This window comes from Janthinobacterium sp. HH104 (assembly GCF_001758715.1).
GTDB classification, from domain to species: domain Bacteria; phylum Pseudomonadota; class Gammaproteobacteria; order Burkholderiales; family Burkholderiaceae_D; genus Janthinobacterium; species Janthinobacterium aestuarii.
Genome location: NZ_LRIB01000048.1, coordinates 1 through 20,904, shown reverse-complemented (window position 1 = coordinate 20,904; position 20,904 = coordinate 1). Strand labels below are relative to the sequence as shown.

The 20,904-nt window shown below is 62.5% G+C and carries 22 protein-coding genes and 1 tRNA gene; 8 read left to right on the top strand and 15 right to left on the bottom strand.

What is annotated here, in order from left to right; genetic code table 11:
* Positions 1–33 precede the first annotated feature (33 nt).
* The 4 genes from JAB6_RS22470 to JAB6_RS29115 form a co-directional block, all read right to left on the bottom strand.
* Entirely contained in the window at positions 34–3,234 is a 3,201-nt protein-coding gene (locus JAB6_RS22470) for an efflux RND transporter permease subunit (protein WP_070304628.1), read from the bottom strand.
* A gap of 2 nt (positions 3,235–3,236) precedes the next feature.
* On the bottom strand, positions 3,237–4,481 hold the full coding sequence (locus tag JAB6_RS22465) for an efflux RND transporter periplasmic adaptor subunit (RefSeq protein ID WP_070304626.1): 1,245 nt from the start codon (positions 4,479–4,481) through the stop codon (positions 3,237–3,239).
* A 271-nt stretch (positions 4,482–4,752) separates the two neighbouring features.
* Positions 4,753–5,613, bottom strand: coding sequence for an alpha/beta hydrolase (locus JAB6_RS22460; protein WP_034751961.1), 861 nt, complete (start codon positions 5,611–5,613; stop codon positions 4,753–4,755).
* Entirely contained in the window at positions 5,610–5,822 is a 213-nt protein-coding gene (locus JAB6_RS29115) for a hypothetical protein (protein ID WP_139143481.1), read from the bottom strand. The genes JAB6_RS22460 and JAB6_RS29115 overlap by 4 nt, the downstream gene beginning before the upstream one ends.
* 148 nt (positions 5,823–5,970) lie before the next feature.
* On the opposite strand from JAB6_RS29115, the gene JAB6_RS22455 reads away from it, so the two are divergent.
* Genes JAB6_RS22455 through JAB6_RS22445 form a run of 3 tightly spaced genes read left to right on the top strand, consistent with a single transcriptional unit; the run spans position 5,971 to position 8,356 of the window.
* Entirely contained in the window at positions 5,971–6,933 is a 963-nt protein-coding gene (locus JAB6_RS22455; protein ID WP_034751962.1) for a LysR family transcriptional regulator, read from the top strand.
* Entirely contained in the window at positions 6,930–7,901 is a 972-nt protein-coding gene (locus JAB6_RS22450; protein WP_070304624.1) for a D-2-hydroxyacid dehydrogenase, read from the top strand. The genes JAB6_RS22455 and JAB6_RS22450 overlap by 4 nt, the downstream gene beginning before the upstream one ends.
* On the top strand, positions 7,898–8,356 hold the full coding sequence (locus JAB6_RS22445; RefSeq protein ID WP_070304622.1) for a hypothetical protein: 459 nt from the start codon (positions 7,898–7,900) through the stop codon (positions 8,354–8,356). Before JAB6_RS22450 ends, JAB6_RS22445 begins: the two co-directional genes overlap by 4 nt.
* 3 nt (positions 8,357–8,359) lie before the next feature.
* Here the strand turns inward: JAB6_RS22445 and JAB6_RS22440 are convergent, their stop codons facing one another.
* From JAB6_RS22440 to JAB6_RS22410, 7 genes are all read right to left on the bottom strand, one after another.
* Complete coding sequence (locus tag JAB6_RS22440; RefSeq protein ID WP_254671745.1) at positions 8,360–8,863, bottom strand: DUF1993 domain-containing protein; 504 nt, start codon at positions 8,861–8,863, stop codon at positions 8,360–8,362.
* A 60-nt stretch (positions 8,864–8,923) separates the two neighbouring features.
* On the bottom strand, positions 8,924–9,799 hold the full coding sequence (locus JAB6_RS22435) for a PHB depolymerase family esterase (protein WP_070304619.1): 876 nt from the start codon (positions 9,797–9,799) through the stop codon (positions 8,924–8,926).
* 75 nt (positions 9,800–9,874) lie between these two features.
* Positions 9,875–11,095, bottom strand: coding sequence for a HAMP domain-containing sensor histidine kinase (locus JAB6_RS22430; RefSeq protein WP_070304617.1), 1,221 nt, complete (start codon positions 11,093–11,095; stop codon positions 9,875–9,877).
* Positions 11,092–11,793 carry a response regulator transcription factor gene (locus tag JAB6_RS22425; RefSeq protein ID WP_070304607.1) on the bottom strand — a complete coding sequence of 234 codons (702 nt, stop codon included), beginning with the start codon at positions 11,791–11,793 and terminating at the stop codon, positions 11,092–11,094. The genes JAB6_RS22430 and JAB6_RS22425 overlap by 4 nt, the downstream gene beginning before the upstream one ends.
* On the bottom strand, positions 11,790–12,329 hold the full coding sequence (locus tag JAB6_RS22420) for a GNAT family N-acetyltransferase (protein ID WP_070304606.1): 540 nt from the start codon (positions 12,327–12,329) through the stop codon (positions 11,790–11,792). Before JAB6_RS22420 ends, JAB6_RS22425 begins: the two co-directional genes overlap by 4 nt.
* A gap of 15 nt (positions 12,330–12,344) precedes the next feature.
* A complete protein-coding gene (locus JAB6_RS22415; protein WP_070304605.1) occupies positions 12,345–12,692 on the bottom strand; it encodes an SMI1/KNR4 family protein in 348 nt (115 codons plus the stop codon).
* On the bottom strand, positions 12,689–13,252 hold the full coding sequence (locus JAB6_RS22410) for a GNAT family N-acetyltransferase (protein ID WP_034751971.1): 564 nt from the start codon (positions 13,250–13,252) through the stop codon (positions 12,689–12,691). Before JAB6_RS22410 ends, JAB6_RS22415 begins: the two co-directional genes overlap by 4 nt.
* A gap of 138 nt (positions 13,253–13,390) precedes the next feature.
* Here JAB6_RS22410 and JAB6_RS22405 point away from each other — a divergent pair, with 138 nt between their 5' ends.
* The 4 genes from JAB6_RS22405 (at position 13,391) to JAB6_RS22390 (ending at position 17,330) form a co-directional block, all read left to right on the top strand.
* Positions 13,391–14,974 carry a sensor domain-containing diguanylate cyclase gene (locus JAB6_RS22405; RefSeq protein ID WP_175444597.1) on the top strand — a complete coding sequence of 528 codons (1,584 nt, stop codon included), beginning with the start codon at positions 13,391–13,393 and terminating at the stop codon, positions 14,972–14,974.
* Between the two features lie 8 nt (positions 14,975–14,982).
* The gene (locus tag JAB6_RS22400) at positions 14,983–15,750 is read left to right on the top strand and encodes a CPBP family intramembrane glutamic endopeptidase (protein WP_175444596.1); all 768 of its coding nucleotides are present in this window, start codon (positions 14,983–14,985) and stop codon (positions 15,748–15,750) included.
* A gap of 254 nt (positions 15,751–16,004) precedes the next feature.
* Entirely contained in the window at positions 16,005–16,505 is a 501-nt protein-coding gene (locus JAB6_RS22395) for an ATP-binding protein (protein WP_070304603.1), read from the top strand.
* 120 nt (positions 16,506–16,625) lie between these two features.
* Positions 16,626–17,330, top strand: a complete 705-nt coding sequence (locus JAB6_RS22390; RefSeq protein WP_139143480.1) for a hypothetical protein — start codon at positions 16,626–16,628, stop codon at positions 17,328–17,330.
* Positions 17,331–17,370: 40 nt separating this feature from the next.
* Here JAB6_RS22390 and JAB6_RS22385 read toward each other — a convergent pair whose 3' ends face one another.
* Positions 17,371–18,516, bottom strand: a complete 1,146-nt coding sequence (locus JAB6_RS22385) for an alpha-hydroxy acid oxidase (RefSeq protein ID WP_070304600.1) — start codon at positions 18,514–18,516, stop codon at positions 17,371–17,373.
* Positions 18,517–18,598: 82 nt separating this feature from the next.
* Positions 18,599–19,570 carry a phytanoyl-CoA dioxygenase family protein gene (locus JAB6_RS22380; RefSeq protein WP_070304598.1) on the bottom strand — a complete coding sequence of 324 codons (972 nt, stop codon included), beginning with the start codon at positions 19,568–19,570 and terminating at the stop codon, positions 18,599–18,601.
* 115 nt (positions 19,571–19,685) lie between these two features.
* Here JAB6_RS22380 and JAB6_RS22375 point away from each other — a divergent pair, with 115 nt between their 5' ends.
* Positions 19,686–20,561: an AraC family transcriptional regulator gene (locus JAB6_RS22375; protein WP_070304595.1), complete on the top strand. Its 876-nt coding sequence runs from the start codon at positions 19,686–19,688 to the stop codon at positions 20,559–20,561.
* A 55-nt stretch (positions 20,562–20,616) separates the two neighbouring features.
* On the opposite strand, the gene JAB6_RS22370 is transcribed toward JAB6_RS22375, so the two are convergent.
* Both JAB6_RS22370 and JAB6_RS29585 read right to left on the bottom strand, forming a co-directional pair.
* Positions 20,617–20,693 (bottom strand) — tRNA-Arg (locus JAB6_RS22370).
* Positions 20,671–20,904: hypothetical protein (locus JAB6_RS29585; protein WP_217494652.1), on the bottom strand; the 234-nt coding region annotated here is incomplete at its 5' end. The genes JAB6_RS22370 and JAB6_RS29585, both read right to left, overlap by 23 nt.

The window sequence follows — 20,904 nt, the reverse complement described above, 5'->3', positions numbered from 1 at the left end:
CGGGCTTGACGCGCCAGATGATTTCCTTGGTTTTCAATATATATCTCCTTCCAGGTCCAGCGCTGGCGCGGCGACAGGCTTGGCGGCAGCGGCGGCTGGTTTTTTCTCAAAACGCTGCGCCAGGGTGCGCAGCAATACATAGAACACAGGCGTCAGGAACAGGCCGAAGAAGGTCACGCCCAGCATGCCGGCGAAGACCGCCACACCCATGGCATGGCGCATTTCCGAACCGGCGCCGTTCGAGAACACCAGGGGCACCACACCCATGATGAAGGCGATCGACGTCATCAGGATCGGACGCAGACGCAGACGGCACGCTTCCAGCGCCGCTTGCACGACGGTACGGCCATGCTCTTCCAGTTCGCGGGCAAATTCCACGATCAGAATCGCATTCTTCGACGCCAGCCCCACCAGCACGAACAGCGCGATCTGGGTAAACACGTTGTTGTCGCCACCGGTCAGTTTCACGCCGAGCAAAGCACACAGGATCGACATCGGCACGATCAGGATCACGGCCAGCGGCAATGTCCAGCTTTCGTACTGGGCGGCCAGCACCAGGAACACCAGCAGCACGCACAGCGGGAACACATAGATCATCGTATTGCCGGACAAGATGTCCTGGTAGGTCAGCTCCGTCCATTCATACGAAATCCCCTGCGGCAGCACTTCCTTGGCGATGCGTTCCAGCGCGGCTTGCGCCTGGCCGCTCGATACGCCAGGGGCTGCGCCGCCATTGAAGTCGGCTGCGGCATACGCGTTGTAGCGCTGCACGCGGTCCGGGCCATAGCTGTCCTTGACGCGCATCAGCGACGACAGCGGGATCATTTCGCCCTTGTCGTTGCGTACCTTCAGCTGTGCGATATCCTGCGCATGCGAACGGAACGCCGCATCGGCCTGCACGCGCACCTGGTAGGTACGGCCAAACTGGTTGAAGTCATTCACGTACAGCGAACCGAGGTTGATCTGCAAGGTCTGGTAAATCGTTTGCAGCTGCACGCCCATCTGCTTGGCTTTCACGCGGTCGACGTCGGCGAACAGCTGCGGCACGTTGATCTGATAGCCCGAGAATACGCCCGCCAGTTCCGGCGTCTGGTACGCTTTCGCGGCCAGCGCCTGGGTGGCGTTGTACAGCGCGTCGTAACCGAGATTGCCGCGGTCTTCGATCATCATCTTGAAGCCGCCGATGGTACCGAGGCCGTTGACCGGCGGTGGCGGGAAGACCATGATGAAGGCGTCCTGGATACCGCCCAGGCGCTTGTTGATCTCGGCCGCGATGGCGCCGCCCGACAATTCCTTGCTGGTGCGCTCGTCGAACGGTTTCAGGGTGGCGAAGACGATACCGGCGTTCGGCGCATTGGTGAAATCGTTGATCGACAGGCCGGGGAAGGCGATGGTCGATTCGACGCCAGGCACCGACTTGATGACGTCGGACATGCGGCGCACGACATCTTCCGTGCGGTCCAGCGACGCGGCGTCAGGCAATTGCGCAAAGCCCACCAGGTATTGCTTGTCCTGCGCTGGCACGAAACCGGCCGGCACGGACTTGAAGGTGAAGATGGCGGCAACGACCAGCAGCGCATACACACCCAGCGAAGCGCTCTTGCGGCCCAACACGCCTTTTACGCCAGCTTCATAGCGGTGCGAAGCGCGGCCGAAGAAGCGGTTGAACCAGGCGAAGAAGCGGCCGAAGACCATGTCCATGCCGCGCGTCAGCGCGTCTTTCGGCGCATTGTGCGGTTTAAGCAGCGCGGCCGACAGGGCTGGTGCCAGGGTCAGCGAGCTGAAAGCGGAGATCACGGTCGAAATGGCGATGGTCAGCGCGAACTGGCGGTAGAACTCGCCCGACAGACCAGGCACGAAGGCGATCGGCACGAACACGGCGCACAGCACCAGGGCGATGGCAACGATAGGACCGCTGACCTCTTTCATGGCCTGGATGGTGGCGTCGCGCGGCGACAAGCCTTCCTCGATATTGCGCTCGACGTTTTCCACCACCACGATGGCGTCATCGACGACGATACCGATGGCCAGCACGAGGCCGAACAGCGACAGGGTGTTGATCGAGAAGCCAAAGCCCAGCATCACGGCAAAGGTGCCGACGATGGAGACGGGAACGGCCAGCAGCGGAATGATCGATGCGCGCCAGGTTTGCAGGAAGATGATCACCACCAGCACCACCAGGGCAATCGCTTCGAGCAGGGTATGGATCACGGCTTCGATGGACGAACGCACGAACTGCGTCGGGTCGTACTCGATCCGGTATTCCACGCCTTGCGGGAAGTCTTTTTTCAGTTCGTCCATCTTGGAGCGCACGTCGGAAGACAGTTGCAGCGCGTTGGCGTTCGGCGCTTCGAAAATACCCATGCCGACGGCCGGATTATTGTTCAGCAGCGAACGCAGCGAGTAGCTGTTGGCGCCCATTTCCACGCGCGCCACGTCCTTCAGGTGCGTCACGGCGCCATCGGCATTCGTGCGCACGATGATGGCGCCGAATTCCTCGGGCGTCTGCAGACGGCCCTGGGTATTGACGGTCAGCTGGAAGTCCGAGTTCTTCGCTGGCGAGGCGCCGATCACACCGGCGGCCACCTGCACGTTCTGCTCGCGGATCGCGTCGACGACGTCATTGGCCGTCATGCCGCGCGCCGCTACCTTTTGCGGGTCGAGCCAGATGCGCATGGCGTAATCGCCGGCGCCGAAGATCTGGATGTCGCCCATGCCGGGCAAGCGGGCCAGTTGGTCCTTGACGTTCAGCACCGCGTAGTTACGCAGATACATATCGTCATAGCGCTTGTTCGGCGAAACCAGGTGCACCACCATGGTCAGGTTGGGCGAGGACTTGACGGTCGTCACGCCGATCTGGCGCACTTCCTCGGGCAGGCGCGGCAAGGCGCGCTGCACGCGGTTCTGCACCTGCGTTTCGGCCTGCTCGACGTTGGTGCCGATCTTGAAGGTCACGGTCAGCATCATCGCGCCATCGGACGTGTTTTGCGAGGACATGTAGAGCATGTTCTCGACGCCGTTGATCTGCTCTTCGAGCGGCGCGGCCACGGTTTCGGCGATCACTTTCGGGTTGGCGCCCGGGTACTGCGCGCGCACCACCACGGATGGCGGCACGACGTCAGGATATTCGGAGATGGGCAGGCCGAAAATCGACAGCAGCCCGGCCACGAATATGACGATCGACAGCACCGCCGCGAAAATCGGCTTGTCGATGAAAAAGCGGGAAAAGTTCATGTTTATTCCTTGGAAGTCGATGCTGCTTTCGCGGCGATCTTGGCATCTTTTGCTTCAGGTTTTGCAGGAGCGGCAGGCGCGGTCGGATCGAAATCCATGGCCACTATCTGCGGCGTCACCGGGGCGCCCGGGCGCACGCGCTGCAAGCCGTTGACGACGATTTTCTCGCCCGCCTTCAAGCCTTCGCGCACCACGCGCAAGCCGTCCGAAGTCGGGCCCAGCTTGACGGCGCGGTATTCGGCCTTGTTGTCGGCACCCACCACGTAGACGTATTTGCGGCTTTGATCCGTGCCGACGGCGCGGTCGCTGATCAACAGGGCCGTGCTTTGCGCCTGCGGGCCGTTGCCGCCGTCGAGCTGGATGCGCGCGAACAGGCCAGGCACCAGCTGGCGCTCGGCGTTGGCGAAGGTGGCGCGCATGCGTACGCTGCCCGTGGCCGGATCGAGCTGGTTGTCGACGAATTCCAGCTTGCCTTCATGCGGGAAGCCCGTTTCATTGGCCAGGCCGACCTTGACGGTGACGGGCGTGCCCTTTTGCGCCGTGCCGGCTACGCGCAGGTACGTATCTTCATCGCCGTCGAAGCTGGCGTAGATGCGGTCCGTCGACACCACCGAGGTGAGGATGGCGGACGCGTCGATCAGGTTGCCGACGGTGATTTCCGCCTTGCTGACGCGGCCGCTGATCGGCGCCTGCACCTGCGTGTACGACAGGTTCAGTTTCGCCGCTTCATACGCGGCTTGCGCCGAGCGGACATTCGCATCCAGCTCTTTCAGGCCCGACGCCTTTTCATCGAATTCGCGCTGGGCGATGGCTTTTTCAGCCAGCAGCTTTTCAGCGCGCGACAGTTCCAGCTTGGCCAGTTCCGCCTTGGCGCGGGCCGAGGCGGCAGTGCCTTCGGCGCGCGACACTTCGGCCTGGAATGGGCGCGGATCGATGACGAACAGCACGTCGCCCTTTTTCACTTCGCTGCCCGGCTTGAAATTGACGGCCGTGATGAAACCGCCGACTCTCGAGCGGATTTCCACGCGCTCGATCGCTTCCAGGCGGCCCGAGAATTCCTGCGTTTCCGTGATCTGTTTTTCAACGACGGCGGCGGCCGAGATGGGCGGGCCGCCGGCCGCTGGCGCGTCGGGCACCTTGCTATTGGCCGAATCGCAGCCGGCCAGGCTCACGGCCACCAGTCCGGCCAGCGCGAGCGAGGCAGCCAGGGGCTTCAGCAGAGTGGAAAATTGTTGAACGTTTTTCATTTTATTTCCCTGTTTTATGAAAATTTCTAATGGTATGGGCGGCAGGAAGCAACCCAACTGAAAAAGTGAATGGTGGTGCCATGGCGCCCGACGGCGCTCGATCAAAGGTAAACAGGCCGCCAGCTGTTTAAAAGCGGACGGGGACGACAAAGCTGGCTGTGCGAGCGCACAACTCAGGCAAGATGGGAACTACACTCCGTAGTGTAACAACCGAAACTCAAAAAGTAAACTGATTAGTGTAAGTTTTTTTGCGGTGCATCAGATGGCGGCGTCATGACTCGGGCTCCTGCCCCAGTCCGGCGACAAAGCTGGCAATCTCGTTCAAGGCATGCACCTTGCAAGCGCACTCATTACGCGCGCCTGCATCCTGCAGCGGCGCGGCGGGCATGCGCCGCACCGTGGTCTTGATGCCGCAGGCGATCAGCTTGCTGCCGTATTGTTCAGCCTCATCGCGCAATGGGTCATCTTCGCCGGACAGGATGAGCGCCGGCGGCAGGTTCTTCAGGCGGCTCGACTGCAATGGCGACGCATACGGATGGGTACGGTCAGCGGCATTCGGCAGGTAGCCCCGGTAGGCGGCGGCGCATTGGTCAGCCACTTCCGCCAGGTCTGGGCACGTCGGCAAGTTACGCATCGAGCAGGTCGACAGGCCGGGGTCGAGCATCGGCATGATCAGCACCTGGCCCGCGAGGGGCGGTCCGCCCCGGTCGCGCGACATCATGGCGCACACGGCAGCCAGATTGGCGCCCGCTTCGATGCCCGACACCACCATCTGCTTGCCCGTCCAGCCCAGCTTGGACTTGTTCTTTTTTGCCCACAGCAGCACGGCATGCGCGTCTTCCACGGCGGCGGGGAAAGGCCGCACCTTCGCCAACGTATAGTTCGCGGCCAGCACCACGTGGTCGGGGTTGCTCAGCACGAGGCAGCGCAGGAAGTCGTCCGCGTCGTCCAGGTCGCCGTCAACAAAGCCGCCGCCATGGAAGAAGACGATCAGGCTCGACTGCTTGGCACCCGGCACGCCGGCCGTGTAGACACGCGCGGCGAGCGCATCCTGCGCGCCCTGCACCTGGATGTCGCGTATCTTCAGCGCCTGGCCAGGAGCCAGTTCGGCCACGGTGCCGGCAACGCTCATTGCGCCACCACCGGCTGCACCGCAGCATCGAGTACCGTGTCGTTCAGGCACAACAGGGCGATGCCGCCCACTTCATGGGTCAGGGCGCTATAAGCACTGGCTTCGCTTTGCGCCGCCAGTGAATACGCATCCGTCGATACCATCGCGGCCAGAGCGAGCGCAACCGCAACCAAGGCGGGTACTGCAAAGTGTCCATTCCGATAAGCCATGATGTTTCTCCTGTTGTCCTGCCTGCGGCATCACATTTATGCTGCAGTACAACAACTATAGACTTGATCTACAATCTGATAAAGAGTGCAATGACGAATTGATTGTTCAGGATTCTGAATAATCACGGATAAAGTGACAGGAATTCAAGTGAACAAGCTGCAAGCAATGGAAGTTTTCATCCAAGTCGTCGATGCGGGCGGCTTTACGCGCGCGGCGGAAAACATGCAGCTGCCGAAAGCCACCGTGTCGACCCTGATCCAGTCGCTGGAAGCAAGCCTGTCGGTCAAGTTGCTCAACCGCACGACGCGCCACGTCAGCATCACGTCCGACGGGGCCGCCTATTACGAACGCTGCGTGCGCATCCTGTCCGACGTGCGCGAGGCCGAAGAATCGCTGTCGCGCACGCGATTGAGTCCCAGCGGACGACTGCGCGTGGATGCGCCCACGGCCCTGGCGAGCGAACTGATCATCCCTGCCCTGCCCGATTTTTTTGCCCGCTACCCGGACATTTCGCTGGAACTCGGTTGCAGCGACCGTCCCGTCGACCTGATCGAAGAAGGCGTCGACTGCGCCGTGCGCGGCGGCGAACTGGGCGACCTGAACCTGATCGCGCGCCGGGTCGGCGTGCTGCACTTCATGACATGCGCCTCGCCCGGCTACCTGGCGCACCACGGCACGCCGCTGCATCCGAACGACTTGCCCCGGCACCGCGGCGTGAATTTTTTCTCCGCCAAGACGGGCAAAACGTTTGACTGGGATTTCACGCGTGCCGGCGAACGCATCCAGATCGCCATGCCCAGCCATATCGCCCTGAACGATTCGAATGCCTACTCGGCCGCAGGCCTGGCGGGCCTGGGCATCGTGCAAATGACGCATTTCATGCTTGCGCCGCTGATAGAACAGGGCAAAATGGTGGAATTGCTCAGTGAATGGGAATCCGACCCGCTGCCCATCCACGTGATCTATCCGCCCAACCGCCATCTGTCCGCCAAGGTGCGCGTGTTTGTCGAATGGGTCGCCGACATGTTTACCAACCACCCGGCCACGCAGCTCAAGGGCAAGAACGCCAGCCCGAGCCCGCGCGCCACCCTGACCGAGGCCCAGCCATGACCGCAGCAAGCACATCGCCCCACCGCATCGTCTTTCTCGACCGCGACAGCCTGATCGCCACCGTGCGCCCACCCGCCTTCGCGCACAGCTGGGAAGAACATGCGCACACCAGGGGCAGCGAACAGACGGTGTCCCGCCTGCAAGGCGCCACCATCGCCATCACGAACAAAGTGCCGCTGCGCGCGGCCGAGCTGGCGCAGCTGCCCAAGCTCCAGATGATCGCCGTGGCCGCCACCGGCACGGATATTGTCGACCTGGCCGCCTGCCGCGAGCGGGGCATCGTCGTGGCGAATATCCGCGACTATGCGCGCGCCACCGTACCCGAACACACCTTGGCCCTGATGCTGGCCCTGCGCCGCCAGCTGCTTGCCTACCGCGCCGACGTGGAAGCGGGCCTGTGGCAGGCATCGGACCGCTTCTGCCTGTTCGGCCACCCGATCCGCGACCTGGCCGGCAGCCGTTTGGGTTTGCTCGGCTACGGCGCGCTGGGCAAGTCCGTGGCGCAGCTGGGGCGCGCCTTCGGCATGCAGGTGCAAGTCCACAACCGCTCGCCTGTCGAGGACGACGGCGTGACGCAAGTGACGTTCGACGAGCTGCTGGCCACGTCCGACGTGCTCAGCCTGCACCTGCCTTTGACGGACAAGACGCGCAACATCATCGGCGCGCAAGAACTGGCGTGCATGCAGCCGACGTCGCTGTTGATCAACACGGCGCGTGGCGGCCTTGTCGATGAAGCGGCGCTGGCTGAAGCATTGAAAAACGGCGTGATCGCCGGCGCCGGCTTCGACGTGTTATCGAAGGAGCCGCCGCTGCCCGACAATCCGCTGTTGAATTTACGCCTGCCCAACTTCATCCTCACGCCGCACACGGCGTGGGCCAGTGGCGAAGCCATGCAAAAGCTGGCGGACATCCTGATCGGCAACGTGGAAGCGTTCGAACGGGGCGCGCCCACGAACGTGGTGGCATGAGCGTATTGCACGAACTCGATGAACTGCTGTGCGGCGACGACGAGGAATACGACCGCCTCGACCTGTTTCACGAAGCGGACGAGCTGATCGGGCAACTGCGGGCGGCCGACGTGCCCGCACTGCTTGCCCTGTGGCAAGCGCGCAGCCTGTGCTGGAGGCAGCGTTTCACGCAAGCGAGCAGGTCCATCGGCGGCGACGTGCTGCGCGCCCTGCTGGCCGGTTTGCTGCAGGTCAAAGAGGCCCCACACGGCGTGTTCGAACTGATGAACCGCCTGCCGCCCGTGGCCGACACTTCTGCGCTCAGCGACGCGCTGCTCGATTACGCCGAGCAAGCCTGGCATGCGCAGGGGCCGGCAAGACACCGGCAAATCCAGATCAGTTGCTGGAGTTGCGGACTGTCGGGCCGGCTGCTGAAACGGCTGGGGTTTTCCTCCTGGAAGGAAGCGGGACTGTAGTTCTTACGATGCCACCGGCGTCTCGAAGGAAAATCCCGGCGCATACGCGTGATAGCCGTCGAAATCGCCCTTGCCGATGCTGGCTCCCTGGCTGCGGGCAATCGCATACGCCATGCTGAAGTGGAAATAGAAATTCGGCAGGATATACAAATTGAGGTATTCGTCGGCCGGCAGCGCGATGTCGGCAAAGCCGGCGCGGTCGCGGCAGATGCGCCCGGGCGGCCCGTCAAAACGTTCGGCGGGAATATCCTGGAGGTAGCGCATGGTCTGTGCGATCTGCTCCTGCAGGCTGGCGGCGGCGCTGAAATCGGCCACATCCAGTCCCGCCAGCGGGCAGCAGCCACGTAGGGAAAAGCTCACGGCCGCGCGCACTTGCTGAGCAAACGGCAGCATGTCCGGGTGCAAACGCGCCGCCAGCATCGACGGCGCGGTGCCGGTCTTGTCGAGCATGGCGGAAAGCTGCGCCAGCGAGCGGCAAAATATGGTGACGGGGTGGATGTTCATCATTTCCTTGTGCAAGATTCAATATGACAAGAGTGTGCCACAGGCAACCGCGTCCCCGTCACCTTAACGCCGGTGCTTGCTGAAAAATTCCCAGATGACGTCATTCGCGTCGACGGCGCGCGTGGTCTTGCCGATGGGCAGGCCGATATTGAAGGCATCGGCGCCAGGCCACGTGTGGCCGCCATCCTTGACGGTGAGCAAGGCAACGCTGGCGCCGCCAGCCCCCTGCTCCAGCCAGCTTACTTGCGTCGTATCGCCAGCCGGGCCAGGAATCAGGCGCGGCTGCGGCGTGGCGCCATCGATGCCGTTGTGCTTGCGCCAGTAATCAAAGGTGCCCTGCGCCGACAGGTAGCCGGCGGCCTTGCCTTCGTACAGCACGACCTTGTCAGCCGTCCCCTGTATCAACAGCATGCCGACCTTGCCGCGCTGTTGATGGTGCCGCACCACGGGTTCCGGCATGGGCGCGCCCACCGAGGCGACGGCGGCGAACTGCTGCGGCAGCTCGGCCGCCAGGCGCAGGGCAAAGAAACCGCCGCGCGACAGGCCCGTCGCATAGATCCGTTTGTCATCGATGCGGTAATCCTGCTTGAGTTTACTCAGCATGGCTTGCGTGAAACCGACGTCATCCGTGCCCGCCAGGTAATCCATGCCGAAGCCCACGTTCCAATCCTGCTTGATGCCTTGCGGATACACGACGATGAATTGGTGCCGCTCGGCCGTCTTGTTCATTTGTGTGTACAGCATTTGTTCCGCCATGCTCATGCCGCCGCCATGGAAATTGAAGACGACGGGAAAGGCTTGCTGCGGCGCGCTTTGGTAAGACGGCGGCGTGTAGACGATGTAGCGGCGCTTGTCTTCCTTGTAGACGAGGCTGCTCACCTGGGCCGGCGCGGATGTGCACACACAGGACAGGATCAACAGGCTGATGGCGATTTTCATGGGCTTCCCTTAAAGTCAAAGAGCAGCCAGCATAAGCAGGGGCAGGTGAAATCGCGGTGAAATCCGCTGACTTTATTAAGCCTGGGTGGGAACGATCGCGACACGGTACTGCGTCGCGCCGGGGTGGAAAGCAATGTCCCAGCGCATCGCTTGCGCCAGGCGCAGCAGCAGGTTCTGGCCATGCGCGAAACCGTGGACGCGCCGTGGCTGCCCCGCCTGCACGGTATTGACGATGTTCAGGTGGCCTTGCGCAAACGCAATGCTGATGCGGCAATCGGGGCCGCCATGAAACAGCGCATTCGCCAGGCAATTATTGATGAGCAACATGACCAGCTGCCCGTTGCCGGCCACGTCCAGCCGCCCGGGCAAGTCCAGGGTCAGCAGGCTGGCGTCCCACGGATGTTCGTCGAGCAGGCGCAGCAGGCATTGCTCCATGCAGCCGCGCAACTCCACCACGTCGCCGGGCAGTTGCTCTGCCCGTGCCAGCGCGAACAGCACGTCGATGGTAGCGCGCATCTCGTCCGAGGATTGCCGCAGCTGCGCCTGCTCTTGCCTGCCCAGGGGCCGCGCCTCGGCCAGCGCCAGCGTGTTGTGCATCAAGGTCAGCGGCGTGCGCAGTTCATGGCTGACGTCGCGGGCGAAGGCCTGTTCGCGCTGCAACACCGCCTGCAGTTCGGCAAACGTGGTTTCCAGGCGGTGCGCCAGGAAACCGATCTCGTCGGGGCGATCGCGCTCGCTGAAATGGACGGTGCTGCCGGGCGCCAGCTGGCGCGCTTCCTGGGCCAGGCGCTGCAGGGGCAGCACGAGGCGCCGCGCCAGCCAGTACGCCAGCAGCAAGGCCAGGGCGATCAGCGCCAGCGCCACGCCCAGCACGACACCGCCCACCTCCCGCGCCAGGCGCTGCACCACCAGCACGGGCGCCACGTCGGCCAGCAGATAGCTGCGCTGCGGCTGGCCAGCGGCGACGAGGTCCAGCGCCAGCACGTGGTAATGCTGGCCCGTCGTGGTAAACACTTCCCCGCGCGGGGCTGACGGCAGCACTTGCTCGCGCACCACTTGAGGCAAATCATGGTAGCTGGCGTATGTCTTGATGAGGTCGCTACCAGACGGCGTAAGCTCACCGTGCTGGCGCAAATGCTGGCTGACCACCACCGCTTCGCGCTCGAGCAGGCGCTGCACCAGCATGTCTTCCGTCACGTAGGCGATCACCAGCGCCAGGCCCGTGTAGCACAGGCACAGCAACACGGTGAAACCGGCCAGGGCCGCGAACAGGCGCTGCCGGATCGATTTGCTCATGATGACGCCGCGGAACCGAAGGCAAGGCGGTAGCCCAGCTGCGGTATGGTCACCAGCACGCCCGCCGCGCCAGCAAGCTCAAGCTGCTTGCGCAACGCGTAGATGTGCGATTTGAGCGCGTCGCTATCGGGCGGCTGGCTGCCCCACAGATGCTGCAGCAAGGCCGAACGTGACACGGCGTGCGGATGCTCGCGGCACAGCAGCAGCAGGATTTTAAAACCCGTCTGCGTCAGCGGCAGCGCCACGTCACCGAGCCGGGCGCGCCCTTCGCGCGTCTGCAAGGTAAAGGGGCCCACGCGCATTTCCTGATGCACGTGCAGCTGCTGCCGGCGCGCCAGCGCTTCGCAGCGCAAGGCCACTTCGCGCAAGTCGAACGGTTTGCTCAGGTAATCGTCGGCGCCGTCGCGAAAGCCGCGTGCTTTGTCTTCATACGCATCGCGCGCCGTCAGCATCAAGATCGGCACATTGCTGGGTGCCCCCGCCTTGATGGCGCGGCACACTTGCAAGCCATCGATGTCGGGCAGGTTCAGGTCCAGCAGCACCACGTCATAGTTGTTGCGCGTGGCCAATTGCACGGCCAGCGCACCCGTGCCCGCATGGTCGGTCTGCCAGCCCAGGCCGTCGAGGAAGTCGAGCACCTGGCGCGCGATGGCCAGGTGGTCTTCCACCAGCAGTATGCTCAGGGGCAAGCGATTCATGGAGTGTGGGCAATGCGCGCATACAGCCAGAAATTGCCGGACCTACCGCGAATTTGCCGGTAGCAGCGCAGATAGCCTTCGCGCTCGAAACCGCAGCGCTCGAGTAGGCGGATCGAACGTTCATTGCTCTCCAGCACAGTTGCCTGGATGCGCAGGAAGCCCAGGCGCTGGAAGCCCCAGTCCATGACCGACGCGGCGATGGACGTGGCCACGCCCTGCCCCCATACGGCAGGAGACAGATCGTAGGCGATTTCGGCCGTGCGGTGCTGCGGGGAAATGGCATTGAAGCCGATCGTGCCCACCAGCTGGCCGCCCTCGCGCAGCACGATGGCCAGGCGGATGGACGACGCTGGCTGGGCCGAGGCGTAATCATCGAAATTGGCCTGCAGATCGTCGGCGCAACGCAAGTCCCAGCTCGTGTGTTCCACGACAACAGGATCGGCCAGATACACATACCAGGCGGGCGCGTCGCTACGTTCCAGCTGGCGCAACGTCACCAGTGGATGGGCTGAAACGGGTAAATCGGCAGCTTTCATTGCTTGGCATCCTCCTCAATCCAGCGGGCAATCAGCGGCCAGCCAGGACATGAAATCATCGGCAGCCAGTTCGAAATCGTCGCGCTGCATGGAACCGTGCCCGACCAGGTACACGGCGCGGTAGCCATCATCGAGGGCCAGCATGACGGCGCGCCCGCCGCTGTCGTCGCCGATGGTGATGTAGCCGGGGCAGGATTGCAGCGTGTCATATGTTTCGTTACGCTCCACCAAACTTTCTGCGCCATACAGCAATACCTGCTCGCCACGGAGACCTTCCTGCCAGTCCAGGAGAAAGCGCAGGTAGTACGCTGGCAAGGCGCAGCCCAGCCAGCGCTCGAGCGCTTCGGTTTCCTGCTGGCTCACGCGGCGCCTTTGCGCCGTGCCTCCCACGTACGCCGCAGCAAGCCGTACAGGGCCGTATCGCTGACGTGGCCGCCGACGATCCAGCGTTCGGGCAAGAAACCTTCCTTGCTGAAACCCTGGCGTTCCAGGGCGCTGGCCGAAGCCGTATTGAGCGGATCGATATCGGCTTCCAGGCGGTTCAGGTCGCGCTCGATGAACGCGTATTCCAGCAGCGCCGACAAGGCTTCCTGCATATAGCCCTTGCCCCAATGCGGGCGCGCCAGCGCGTAGCCGATTTCGGCACGGCGGTTCTGGCGGTGTTCGGAAAACAGGCTGCAGCTACCCATATATTCGCCCGTCGCCTTCAGCGTGACGGCGAAGCGGAAGAATTCCTCGCTCTCGAAAGCGGCGATGTCCTCGGCAAGCTTGCGCGCGGCGATGCTGGCATCCTGCCATGGCGGCTCGCTGAAATAGCGCATCACTTCGGGATCGGCATGCATGGCGAAGAAGTCCGCTTCATCTGATGGTTGCGGCTTGCGCAGGATCAGGCGTTCAGTGGTGATGGTTTTCGTGTAGGCCATGCGACTCCAATCAAAGGTTCAAGGGGCAATGCTTATTATTCCATGCAACTATAACGAAGTGGCAATTTTGTGACGGTGCTTTTAATGTAGTATGGCAATATTTCCACCATATCATTGATGCAACTTCATGATCCGCTTATGCACGCAACAAAAGAAGCAGCAGATACCGATGCCATCCCGGCGCAGCCCGAGGTCTTGAGCAAGCACAAGCGGCCAGTGATCGTCTGGGCCAGCATCGCCTTCTTTTGCATGTGCGCCATGCTGCTTGGCATGACCATCTGGATCGTCTGGTCTTCGCGCGAAGTGCGCTTGCACGAGGCGAGGGCGACGACGGAACACATGGCGCGCACCCTGGCGACCCAAGCGTACATGGAGCTGGAAGTCGCCGATGTGATGCTGGAAGATATCGTCGAGCACATCCGCAACGAAGGCAATAATGACGCTACCGGCGAGCGGCTGCAATCGCATCTGCAGCAGCTGTCGAAAAATATCGTGGAAATTGCCGGCGTCTTCATTTTTGACAGCCGCGGAGACTGGCTGGCCAGCTCGTCCGGCACCGGACAGGACGGCAACAATGCGGACCGCGACTACTTTACTTATCACAAGACGCATGCGCAGCTAGGCAGCCGCATCAGCGCGCCCGTGCGCAGCAAATCCAGCGGGCAATGGGTGTTGCCCGTGTCGCGCCGGGTGGAATTGGCGGACGGCTCCTTTGCGGGCGTGGTGCTGGTCACCCTCGGGCTCGCCTCCTTCGAACGCATCTACGATAGCCTCAACCTTGGCAATACGGGCACGGCCTTTTTTGCCCTCGACGACGGCACCTTGATCTACCGCCGGCCATTCCAGCCCGGCGTCATCGGCATGGATATTTCGTCGGGTGCAGTCCTGCGCGCCTACCGAGAAAAAGGGCCTGTCGGCACGGCCATGATGACGGCGAAGGTGGACGAAATCGAACGGCTGTACAGCTATCGCCACCTGCAGCGCTTTCCCGTCATCGTGGCGGCGGGGCTATCGGAGGAAGATATTTTCGCCGAATGGCAACGCTTGAGCATGCAAATCGTGCTGGCGTCGCTGGCGGCAGGCGCGGCGCTGATCTACCTGTTCCGCAAGCTGATGCGGCAGATTGCCGTACGCGACCGTATCGAAGCCAGCCTGCGCGTGGCCACAACGCAGTTGCAACACGCGAATGCGGACCTGGCGGCGCGGGCGTCGCAGGATGGCTTGACGGGGCTGGCCAACCGCCGCTGTTTCGACGAGACCTTGGCACATGAACTCAAGCGCGCCCAGCGCAGCGGGCACGCGGTATCGCTGATCATGCTCGACGTGGATTTCTTCAAGAAATTCAACGATCAGTATGGCCACGTGGCGGGCGACGAGTGCCTGCAGGCAGTTGCTGGCGCCGTGGCGCGCAGCGTCGGCCGGGCCGAAGACCTGGCGGCCCGTTACGGTGGCGAAGAGTTCGCCGTCATCATGCCCGGCACGGGCGCGGCGGGCGCCCTGGAAGTCGCGCAAGCCATCCGGGCGGCCGTGGAAGGTTTGCAGATTCCCCACGCGGCCAGCGCGAACGGCGTCGTGACCGTCAGCCTGGGCGCGGCCACGCTCCAGCCCGGCCAAGACCGCCCCACGGATAGCAGCGAGCTGATACGCGAGGCCGATGCCTTGCTGTACCAGTCGAAAAACACGGGCCGCAACCGCGTCAGCGGCGGCGTACCAGCGGCATGAGGCCGCTTATGTCCGGGAAAAGAATCGCCCTCACCATGCCGCTGTCCCTCATCGCACTGGCCATCTGGCTGGGCTTGAGCATGGGCGGCCGCTGGCTGGAAGCCGCCGGCTACGCCTTGCCGGGCGCAGCCGTCACCGGCCGTATCGGCCTGTCGTGGGCGCTGGCCGCACTGTTCGCGCTGGCGCTGCTGCTGGCGTCGCGACAGCGCCGCGAAGCGGGCTTGTGCGCGCCGCAGCCATGGAAAACGCTGTGGCTCGTCTGGCCGCCCCTGCTGTATGCGCTGCTGATGCTGTTGCTGGCCTGGGCCGGCGGCTGGCCGCAGCCGCGCGTGCTGCTGATCGTGGCGTGCAATGCGGCGCTGGTGGCCATCTCGGAAGAACTGATGTTCCGCGCCATCTTGTTGCAGGGCATGCTGGACCGCTACGCCGTCTGGCCAGCCGTCCTGATTTCTTCGGCGCTGTTCGGCCTGGCCCATACGGCCAACGGTCTGGCCACGGGCGACGTCAGCGGCGCCTTGTGGCAAGCCGTGGCCGCCACCTTGCAGGGTGTCGGCTATGCGGCCATCCGCCTGCGCACCCGTTCGATATGGCCGATGGTGCTCGTGCATGGGCTATGGGATTACGCGCTGGTAACGGCCACCTTGCCGAACCCGGCGGAAGACGGCGCGTCTATCCTACCATACGTCTCCCTGCTGGCCGTGCTGCCCTTGTGCCTGTACGGCGTCTACCTGCTGCGCCCTAGCCAGCGCGCGGCCATATCGCAACCGCAGCCATAATGTCGCGACAAGCTTTTCCATCCATTGGCCAAGAAAATGGCCGCGCATAAGGCAGGCTTGACAGCGCGGCCCATCGCATGGCATCGTTCAACCATGCAATCGCCACTCCCTCCCCTGCCCTCCATTATTGCCGCCATTCCAACGATGGTGGCTTAGCAGCAGTGAGATTGCCAAAGCCGCCTGAGAGGCGGCTTTGATGTGCAGTCACTGGTCAAACCGTCTCGCAGGCTTCATTTCTTTTTTAGCGAGCGACCATGACTTCCAGCACCAACGCCTCCCCCACCCTGCACCTCGTCTGCGGCAAGATCGCGTCCGGAAAATCCACTCTGACAACCCGGCTGGCCAGCGCGCCACAGACCGTGCGCATCAGCGAAGACAGCCTGCTGACGCAGCTGTATCCCGGCCAGATCGCCAGCCTGGCCGACTACGTGGCCTGCGCTGCGCGGCTGCGTGCGGCCATCGCTCCTTTGGCCCTGCAGATGCTGCAGGCGGGCGTGTCCGTCGTGCTCGATTTCCCCGCCAATACGCCGGCCAGCCGCGCCTGGATGCGCGAGCTGTTCCAGCAGGCGGACGTGGCGCACGTGCTGCACTATCTGGACGTGCCGGACGAAGAATGCAAGGCGCGCTTGCGCCAGCGCAATGAAAGCGGGTTGCACCCGTTTTCCACCAGCGACGCTGATTTTGACGCCATCACGCGCCACTTCGTGCCGCCCGATGCTTCGGAAGGTTTTTACATCGTTCAAACAAGCCGTTAATGTTTCCTGGCTGGCTGTCGGCAAGAGCTTGTGTACTTTCGACCAGGATGCTTTTTTTGACATGTCTTCGTTTCGGCTGATACTCTGCATGTCTCACAATAAGAAACAGGACAGCACTCCGTGAAAATAATGAAGTTCGCCGGCAGCGGCCTGGCCATTCTGCTTGCCTTGCTGGCTGGATCCGCACAGGCGCAATATGCGCCGGTCGATGCCGCGCGGACAAAGAACGAGGCAGCGGCCAAATTGATGCTTGAGTCCTTGAAACAGACCAGGTATTGGATCGTTCCCAATCCACAAGCCATCTCGCGCTATGAGTTCCAGGAATTGGACGAGGACGGGAATCCCGCTGGAAAAAAGTTTGTCGTCACGGAAACGACGAGTTTCACCGTGCATAGCTATGTAGATAAAGACTTCCGGCACTATGCGCGGATCGTCTTCGAAGATGACAAGGACGCGGCGCTGGAGCTCTCCTTCTATCTATTCGAGTCCAGGCCGGGACCGCTGACGCTATTTCGCAATGTCTACGATCCGGCCAAACGCTCGCGGTTGGATTTTGTCGAGTATCTTTTCACCTCGCCACCCAAAGATATCGAGATAGCAGAGGCCAAAGAAGGCATCCTGGAAATTATCTTCGAGACCGCCCTGCGAGCAAAAGGCGACGTCAACATTGGCATGAGCGCGAAGCAGGTACGCGCCTCCGGCTGGGGAAAACCTGTCAGCATGCACAAAAAATCCGATGCGGCCGGCGCGCACGAAGAGTGGCTATACGAAAGCAGGCGTTCCTTGCTTTTCACAAATGGCAGACTGGCCTCCATCCGGCGCTGATACGTGACAGCACGGCCAGGCAATTGCCGCCCCACTGGCCTTAAAACGTGCCCGGCAGCAGGATCTTTTTATCCACCTGCTGCAAGTCGCGCAAGCCGCAAAAGGCCATCGTCAGGTCCAGCTCGTTGCGGATGATGTCCAGGCATTTGGTCACGCCCGGCCCGCCCATGGCGCCCAGGCCGTATAAAAACGGGCGGCCGATGTACACGCCTTTCGCGCCCAGGGCCACGGCCTTGATCACGTCCTGGCCCGAGCGGATGCCGCCGTCCATGTGCACTTCGATCTGGCTGCCGACGGCGTCGACGATGGCGGGCAAGGCTTCGATCGACGATTGCGCACCATCGAGCTGGCGCCCGCCGTGGTTCGAGACGATCAGCGCGTCGGCGCCGCTTTCGACGGCCAGACGCGCGTCTTCCGGATCCATGATGCCCTTGATGATCAGTTTGCCACCCCAGCGCTGCTTGATCCATTCCACGTCCGCCCACGACAGGCTCAGGTCGAACTGCTGCTGCGTCCATGCCGACAGCGACGACATGTCGGACACGGACGTGGCGTGGCCGACGATGTTGCCAAAACCGCGCCGCTTCGTGCCCAGCATGCCTGCCACCCAGCGCGGCTTGGTGGCCATGTTGATGATGTTCGGAATCGTCAGCTTCGGCGGCGCCGACAGGCCGTTGCGCAAGTCCTTGTGGCGCTGGCCCAGCACCTGCAAGTCCAGGGTCAATACGAGCGCGCCGCATTTCGCCGCCTTGGCGCGGTCGATCAGGCGGTTGATGAATTCACGGTCCTTCATCACGTATAGCTGGAACCAGAACGGCTTTGTCGTGTTCGCCGCCACGTCCTCGATCGAGCAGATGCTCATCGTCGAGAGGGTGAACGGCACGCCGAAGCGCTCGGCCGCCTGGGCCGCGAGGATTTCGCCATCGGCATGCTGCATGCCCGTCAAGCCCGTGGGCGACAGGGCTACCGGCATCGACACGTGCTGGCCCACCATGGTCGAAGCCAGGCTGCGGTTTTCCAGGTTGACGGCCACGCGCTGGCGGAATTTGATCTTGGCGAAATCGCTGTTGTTGGCGCGGTACGTCGACTCCGTCCAGGAGCCGGAATCGGCGTAGTCGTAAAACATGCGCGGCACCCGTTTCTGGGCCAGCACGCGCAAGTCTTCGATGCTGGTGATGATACTCATGCGTTTCCTCGGTCGATGGCAAGTCAAGCCATGATCGTGCATTTGCCTGCAATTGTCTATCCAGCAGGCAATGCCGCCACACTTACCAGTCGCGCGCGCCGAGAATTTTCTCGCCCAGTTCAGTCAACTGCGCTTGTGGATAGCGCCGGCTTTCCTTTTCCTCGGGGTCGCCGGGAAACGCATAGCCCTGCGGCGCGCTGCGCTCGCGCCAGCTTTGCACCCTCCAGTCGCGCAGGGACTGATTGTCTTCCTGGGCCGGCGTAAAGGAAATGTATTGGGCCAGGCGCACCTGGTCCGTCGACGTGTTCGGGCGGATGCCGTGCGCCAGCAGGCTGTTGAAGATAAGTAACTCGCCTTTCTTCATGGCGATGAATTCCATCGGGTACGGCACGGTCGCCAGGTCCGGCTGCCATGGATTGCGGTCAAGCGGCACGGTCTTGCGCCACGCCAGCAGGTTGTTGAACAGTTCCGGATAGCATTGAAAACCGCCGCTCTCGGGCGACGTATCGGACAGGGCCAGCACGCCTTGCACGTTGACGGGCAGCGGGTCGAGCGTGGTGTCGGCATCCCAGTGGATGAAGCCGCCAAACTTGCGCTTGCCATTGTTCGGCGTGTTCAGGTTGGCGCGGTCGATGGTTACCCACAGGTCTTCGCGGTCCCAGATGTCGACAAAGGCGTCATAGACGCGCTGGGTCTGGCGGTTGTCCCACAGGGTCTGGTTGTGATACGCCTCGACCATGCCGGAACCGTTGAGTTCCTTCATCGCGTGGTCGCGCAACTGGTCCCGGTTCCAGGTGGCCGGGTCGTTCTCATCGAGTCCCTGGAATTCCCACAGAAAGTCCGTTGTGCGGCGCACCTGCTCGGGCGATACGGCATCCTTGACGATGACGTAGCCGTAGGTTTGCCAGTGCAAGAAGTCGCTGTCGGACAGCACGCGCAGCGGCAGCTGTTTCTGGATGTCGCGCAACTGGGTTTGTTCCGTGTAGGCCACGGACGGGTTGCCGGGCCGGTCTTCGCCGTACTGCGGGTTTACATACTGAACCTGGTCTTGCATCGCTGTCTCCTGTATTGGTGTGAGACAGATTGTGCGACGGAAGATTAGAGGGAAATGCGTGCGGAGCGACCAATACTGATACTATCCTGATCATCCATAGCTAATAAACGTCACGATGACGCCTTTATTCGAACAAGTCACGATCCCGACGGGCCACTCCTGGGGCTTGCTGTGGCGCGAACTCGATGCCATTCCCTTCATCTGGCATTACCACCCGCAATTCGAGCTGACCCTGACCGTGAATGCGCGGGGGCAGCGCTACATCGGCGACCATCTGGGCGACTTCGAACCGGGCGACCTGGTGCTGCTTGGGCCGAATTTGCCGCACACGTGGTCGGCCAGCGAGCGCATCGACAGCGCGCAACCGATGCTGGCCGTCGTCGTGTGGTTTTCGCTCGAGTGGGTGGAGCAGCTGGTGGCCTGTTTTCCGGAGTTGCACGGCGTGCGGCAGCTGGCGGCCCGTGCCGGCCCGGCCCTGCATTTTTCAGCGGACGCGAGCACGCGCTGCGCCCATCAACTGCTGCAACTGAATGCCCTGCCCGTGCCGCAGCGCCTGCCGCTGCTGCTCGACGTGCTGCTGGACCTGGCGGCCGATAGCGCCGCGCGGCCGCTGGCCTCGCAAGCGCAGGCGCCGGTGCATGCCGATGGGCAGCAAAAGCGCATGGCCATCGTGTTTGACTTCATGCACGCACATTTCCGGGAAGAGATCGCACTGGAAACCTTGGCACAGCGGGCGGCCCTGTCGCTGGGCGCGTTTCACCGCTGCTTCAAGCGCCACGCGCATTGCACGCCGGGCGAGTATCTGGCGCGGCTGCGCATCGGGCGCGCCTGCCAACAGCTGATCGAAAGCAATCTCGCCATTGCCGTCATCGCGCAAGAGGCGGGCTACCGCAACCTCGCGCATTTCAACCGCCAGTTCCGCGCCGCCAAGCACGTCACGCCGCGCGCGTTTCGCCTGCAATACCGGCACGGCGCCAAAGACTTGGCGTAAATCCGTTCGGAAACGAAAAAGGGGATCAGATTTTACAATCTGACCCCCAATATTCTGGTGCGGCTGGCAGGAATTGAACCCACGACCCCTTGGTTCGTAGCCAAGTACTCTATCCAGCTGAGCTACAGCCGCCTAAGACAAGATTATAGCAGGGCTTTGCAGAATGGCAAAGGGCGCCGTGCGGATATTTCACAATTGCCCAGGCCGCCAGCATGGTCGCTGCGAAGGCGCCGTGATGACGAAAAAAAACCCGGAAAGCGAACTTTCCGGGTTTTTTCACTACTGCTGATACTGGTGCGGCTGGCAGGAATTGAACCCACGACCCCTTGGTTCGTAGCCAAGT

Excerpts from the sequence above, each read along its gene's own strand:
- JAB6_RS22470 (WP_070304628.1), bottom strand. The coding sequence starts at position 3,234 with ATGAACTTTTCCCGCTTTTTCATCGACAAGCCGATTTTCGCGGCGGTG.
- JAB6_RS22465 (WP_070304626.1), bottom strand. The coding sequence starts at position 4,481 with ATGAAAAACGTTCAACAATTTTCCACTCTGCTGAAGCCCCTGGCTGCC.
- JAB6_RS22380 (WP_070304598.1), bottom strand. The coding sequence starts at position 19,570 with ATGCAAGACCAGGTTCAGTATGTAAACCCGCAGTACGGCGAAGACCGG.
- JAB6_RS22450 (WP_070304624.1), top strand. The coding sequence starts at position 6,930 with ATGACCGCAGCAAGCACATCGCCCCACCGCATCGTCTTTCTCGACCGC.
- JAB6_RS22445 (WP_070304622.1), top strand. The coding sequence starts at position 7,898 with ATGAGCGTATTGCACGAACTCGATGAACTGCTGTGCGGCGACGACGAG.
- JAB6_RS22405 (WP_175444597.1), top strand. The coding sequence starts at position 13,391 with ATGCACGCAACAAAAGAAGCAGCAGATACCGATGCCATCCCGGCGCAG.
- JAB6_RS22375 (WP_070304595.1), top strand. The coding sequence starts at position 19,686 with ATGACGCCTTTATTCGAACAAGTCACGATCCCGACGGGCCACTCCTGG.
- JAB6_RS29115 (WP_139143481.1), bottom strand. The coding sequence starts at position 5,822 with ATGGCTTATCGGAATGGACACTTTGCAGTACCCGCCTTGGTTGCGGTT.
- JAB6_RS22460 (WP_034751961.1), bottom strand. The coding sequence starts at position 5,613 with ATGAGCGTTGCCGGCACCGTGGCCGAACTGGCTCCTGGCCAGGCGCTG.
- JAB6_RS22400 (WP_175444596.1), top strand. The coding sequence starts at position 14,983 with ATGTCCGGGAAAAGAATCGCCCTCACCATGCCGCTGTCCCTCATCGCA.
- JAB6_RS22385 (WP_070304600.1), bottom strand. The coding sequence starts at position 18,516 with ATGAGTATCATCACCAGCATCGAAGACTTGCGCGTGCTGGCCCAGAAA.
- JAB6_RS22435 (WP_070304619.1), bottom strand. The coding sequence starts at position 9,799 with ATGAAAATCGCCATCAGCCTGTTGATCCTGTCCTGTGTGTGCACATCC.
- JAB6_RS22430 (WP_070304617.1), bottom strand. The coding sequence starts at position 11,095 with ATGAGCAAATCGATCCGGCAGCGCCTGTTCGCGGCCCTGGCCGGTTTC.
- JAB6_RS22440 (WP_254671745.1), bottom strand. The coding sequence starts at position 8,863 with ATGATGAACATCCACCCCGTCACCATATTTTGCCGCTCGCTGGCGCAG.
- JAB6_RS22420 (WP_070304606.1), bottom strand. The coding sequence starts at position 12,329 with ATGAAAGCTGCCGATTTACCCGTTTCAGCCCATCCACTGGTGACGTTG.
- JAB6_RS22410 (WP_034751971.1), bottom strand. The coding sequence starts at position 13,252 with ATGGCCTACACGAAAACCATCACCACTGAACGCCTGATCCTGCGCAAG.
- JAB6_RS22395 (WP_070304603.1), top strand. The coding sequence starts at position 16,005 with ATGACTTCCAGCACCAACGCCTCCCCCACCCTGCACCTCGTCTGCGGC.
- JAB6_RS22425 (WP_070304607.1), bottom strand. The coding sequence starts at position 11,793 with ATGAATCGCTTGCCCCTGAGCATACTGCTGGTGGAAGACCACCTGGCC.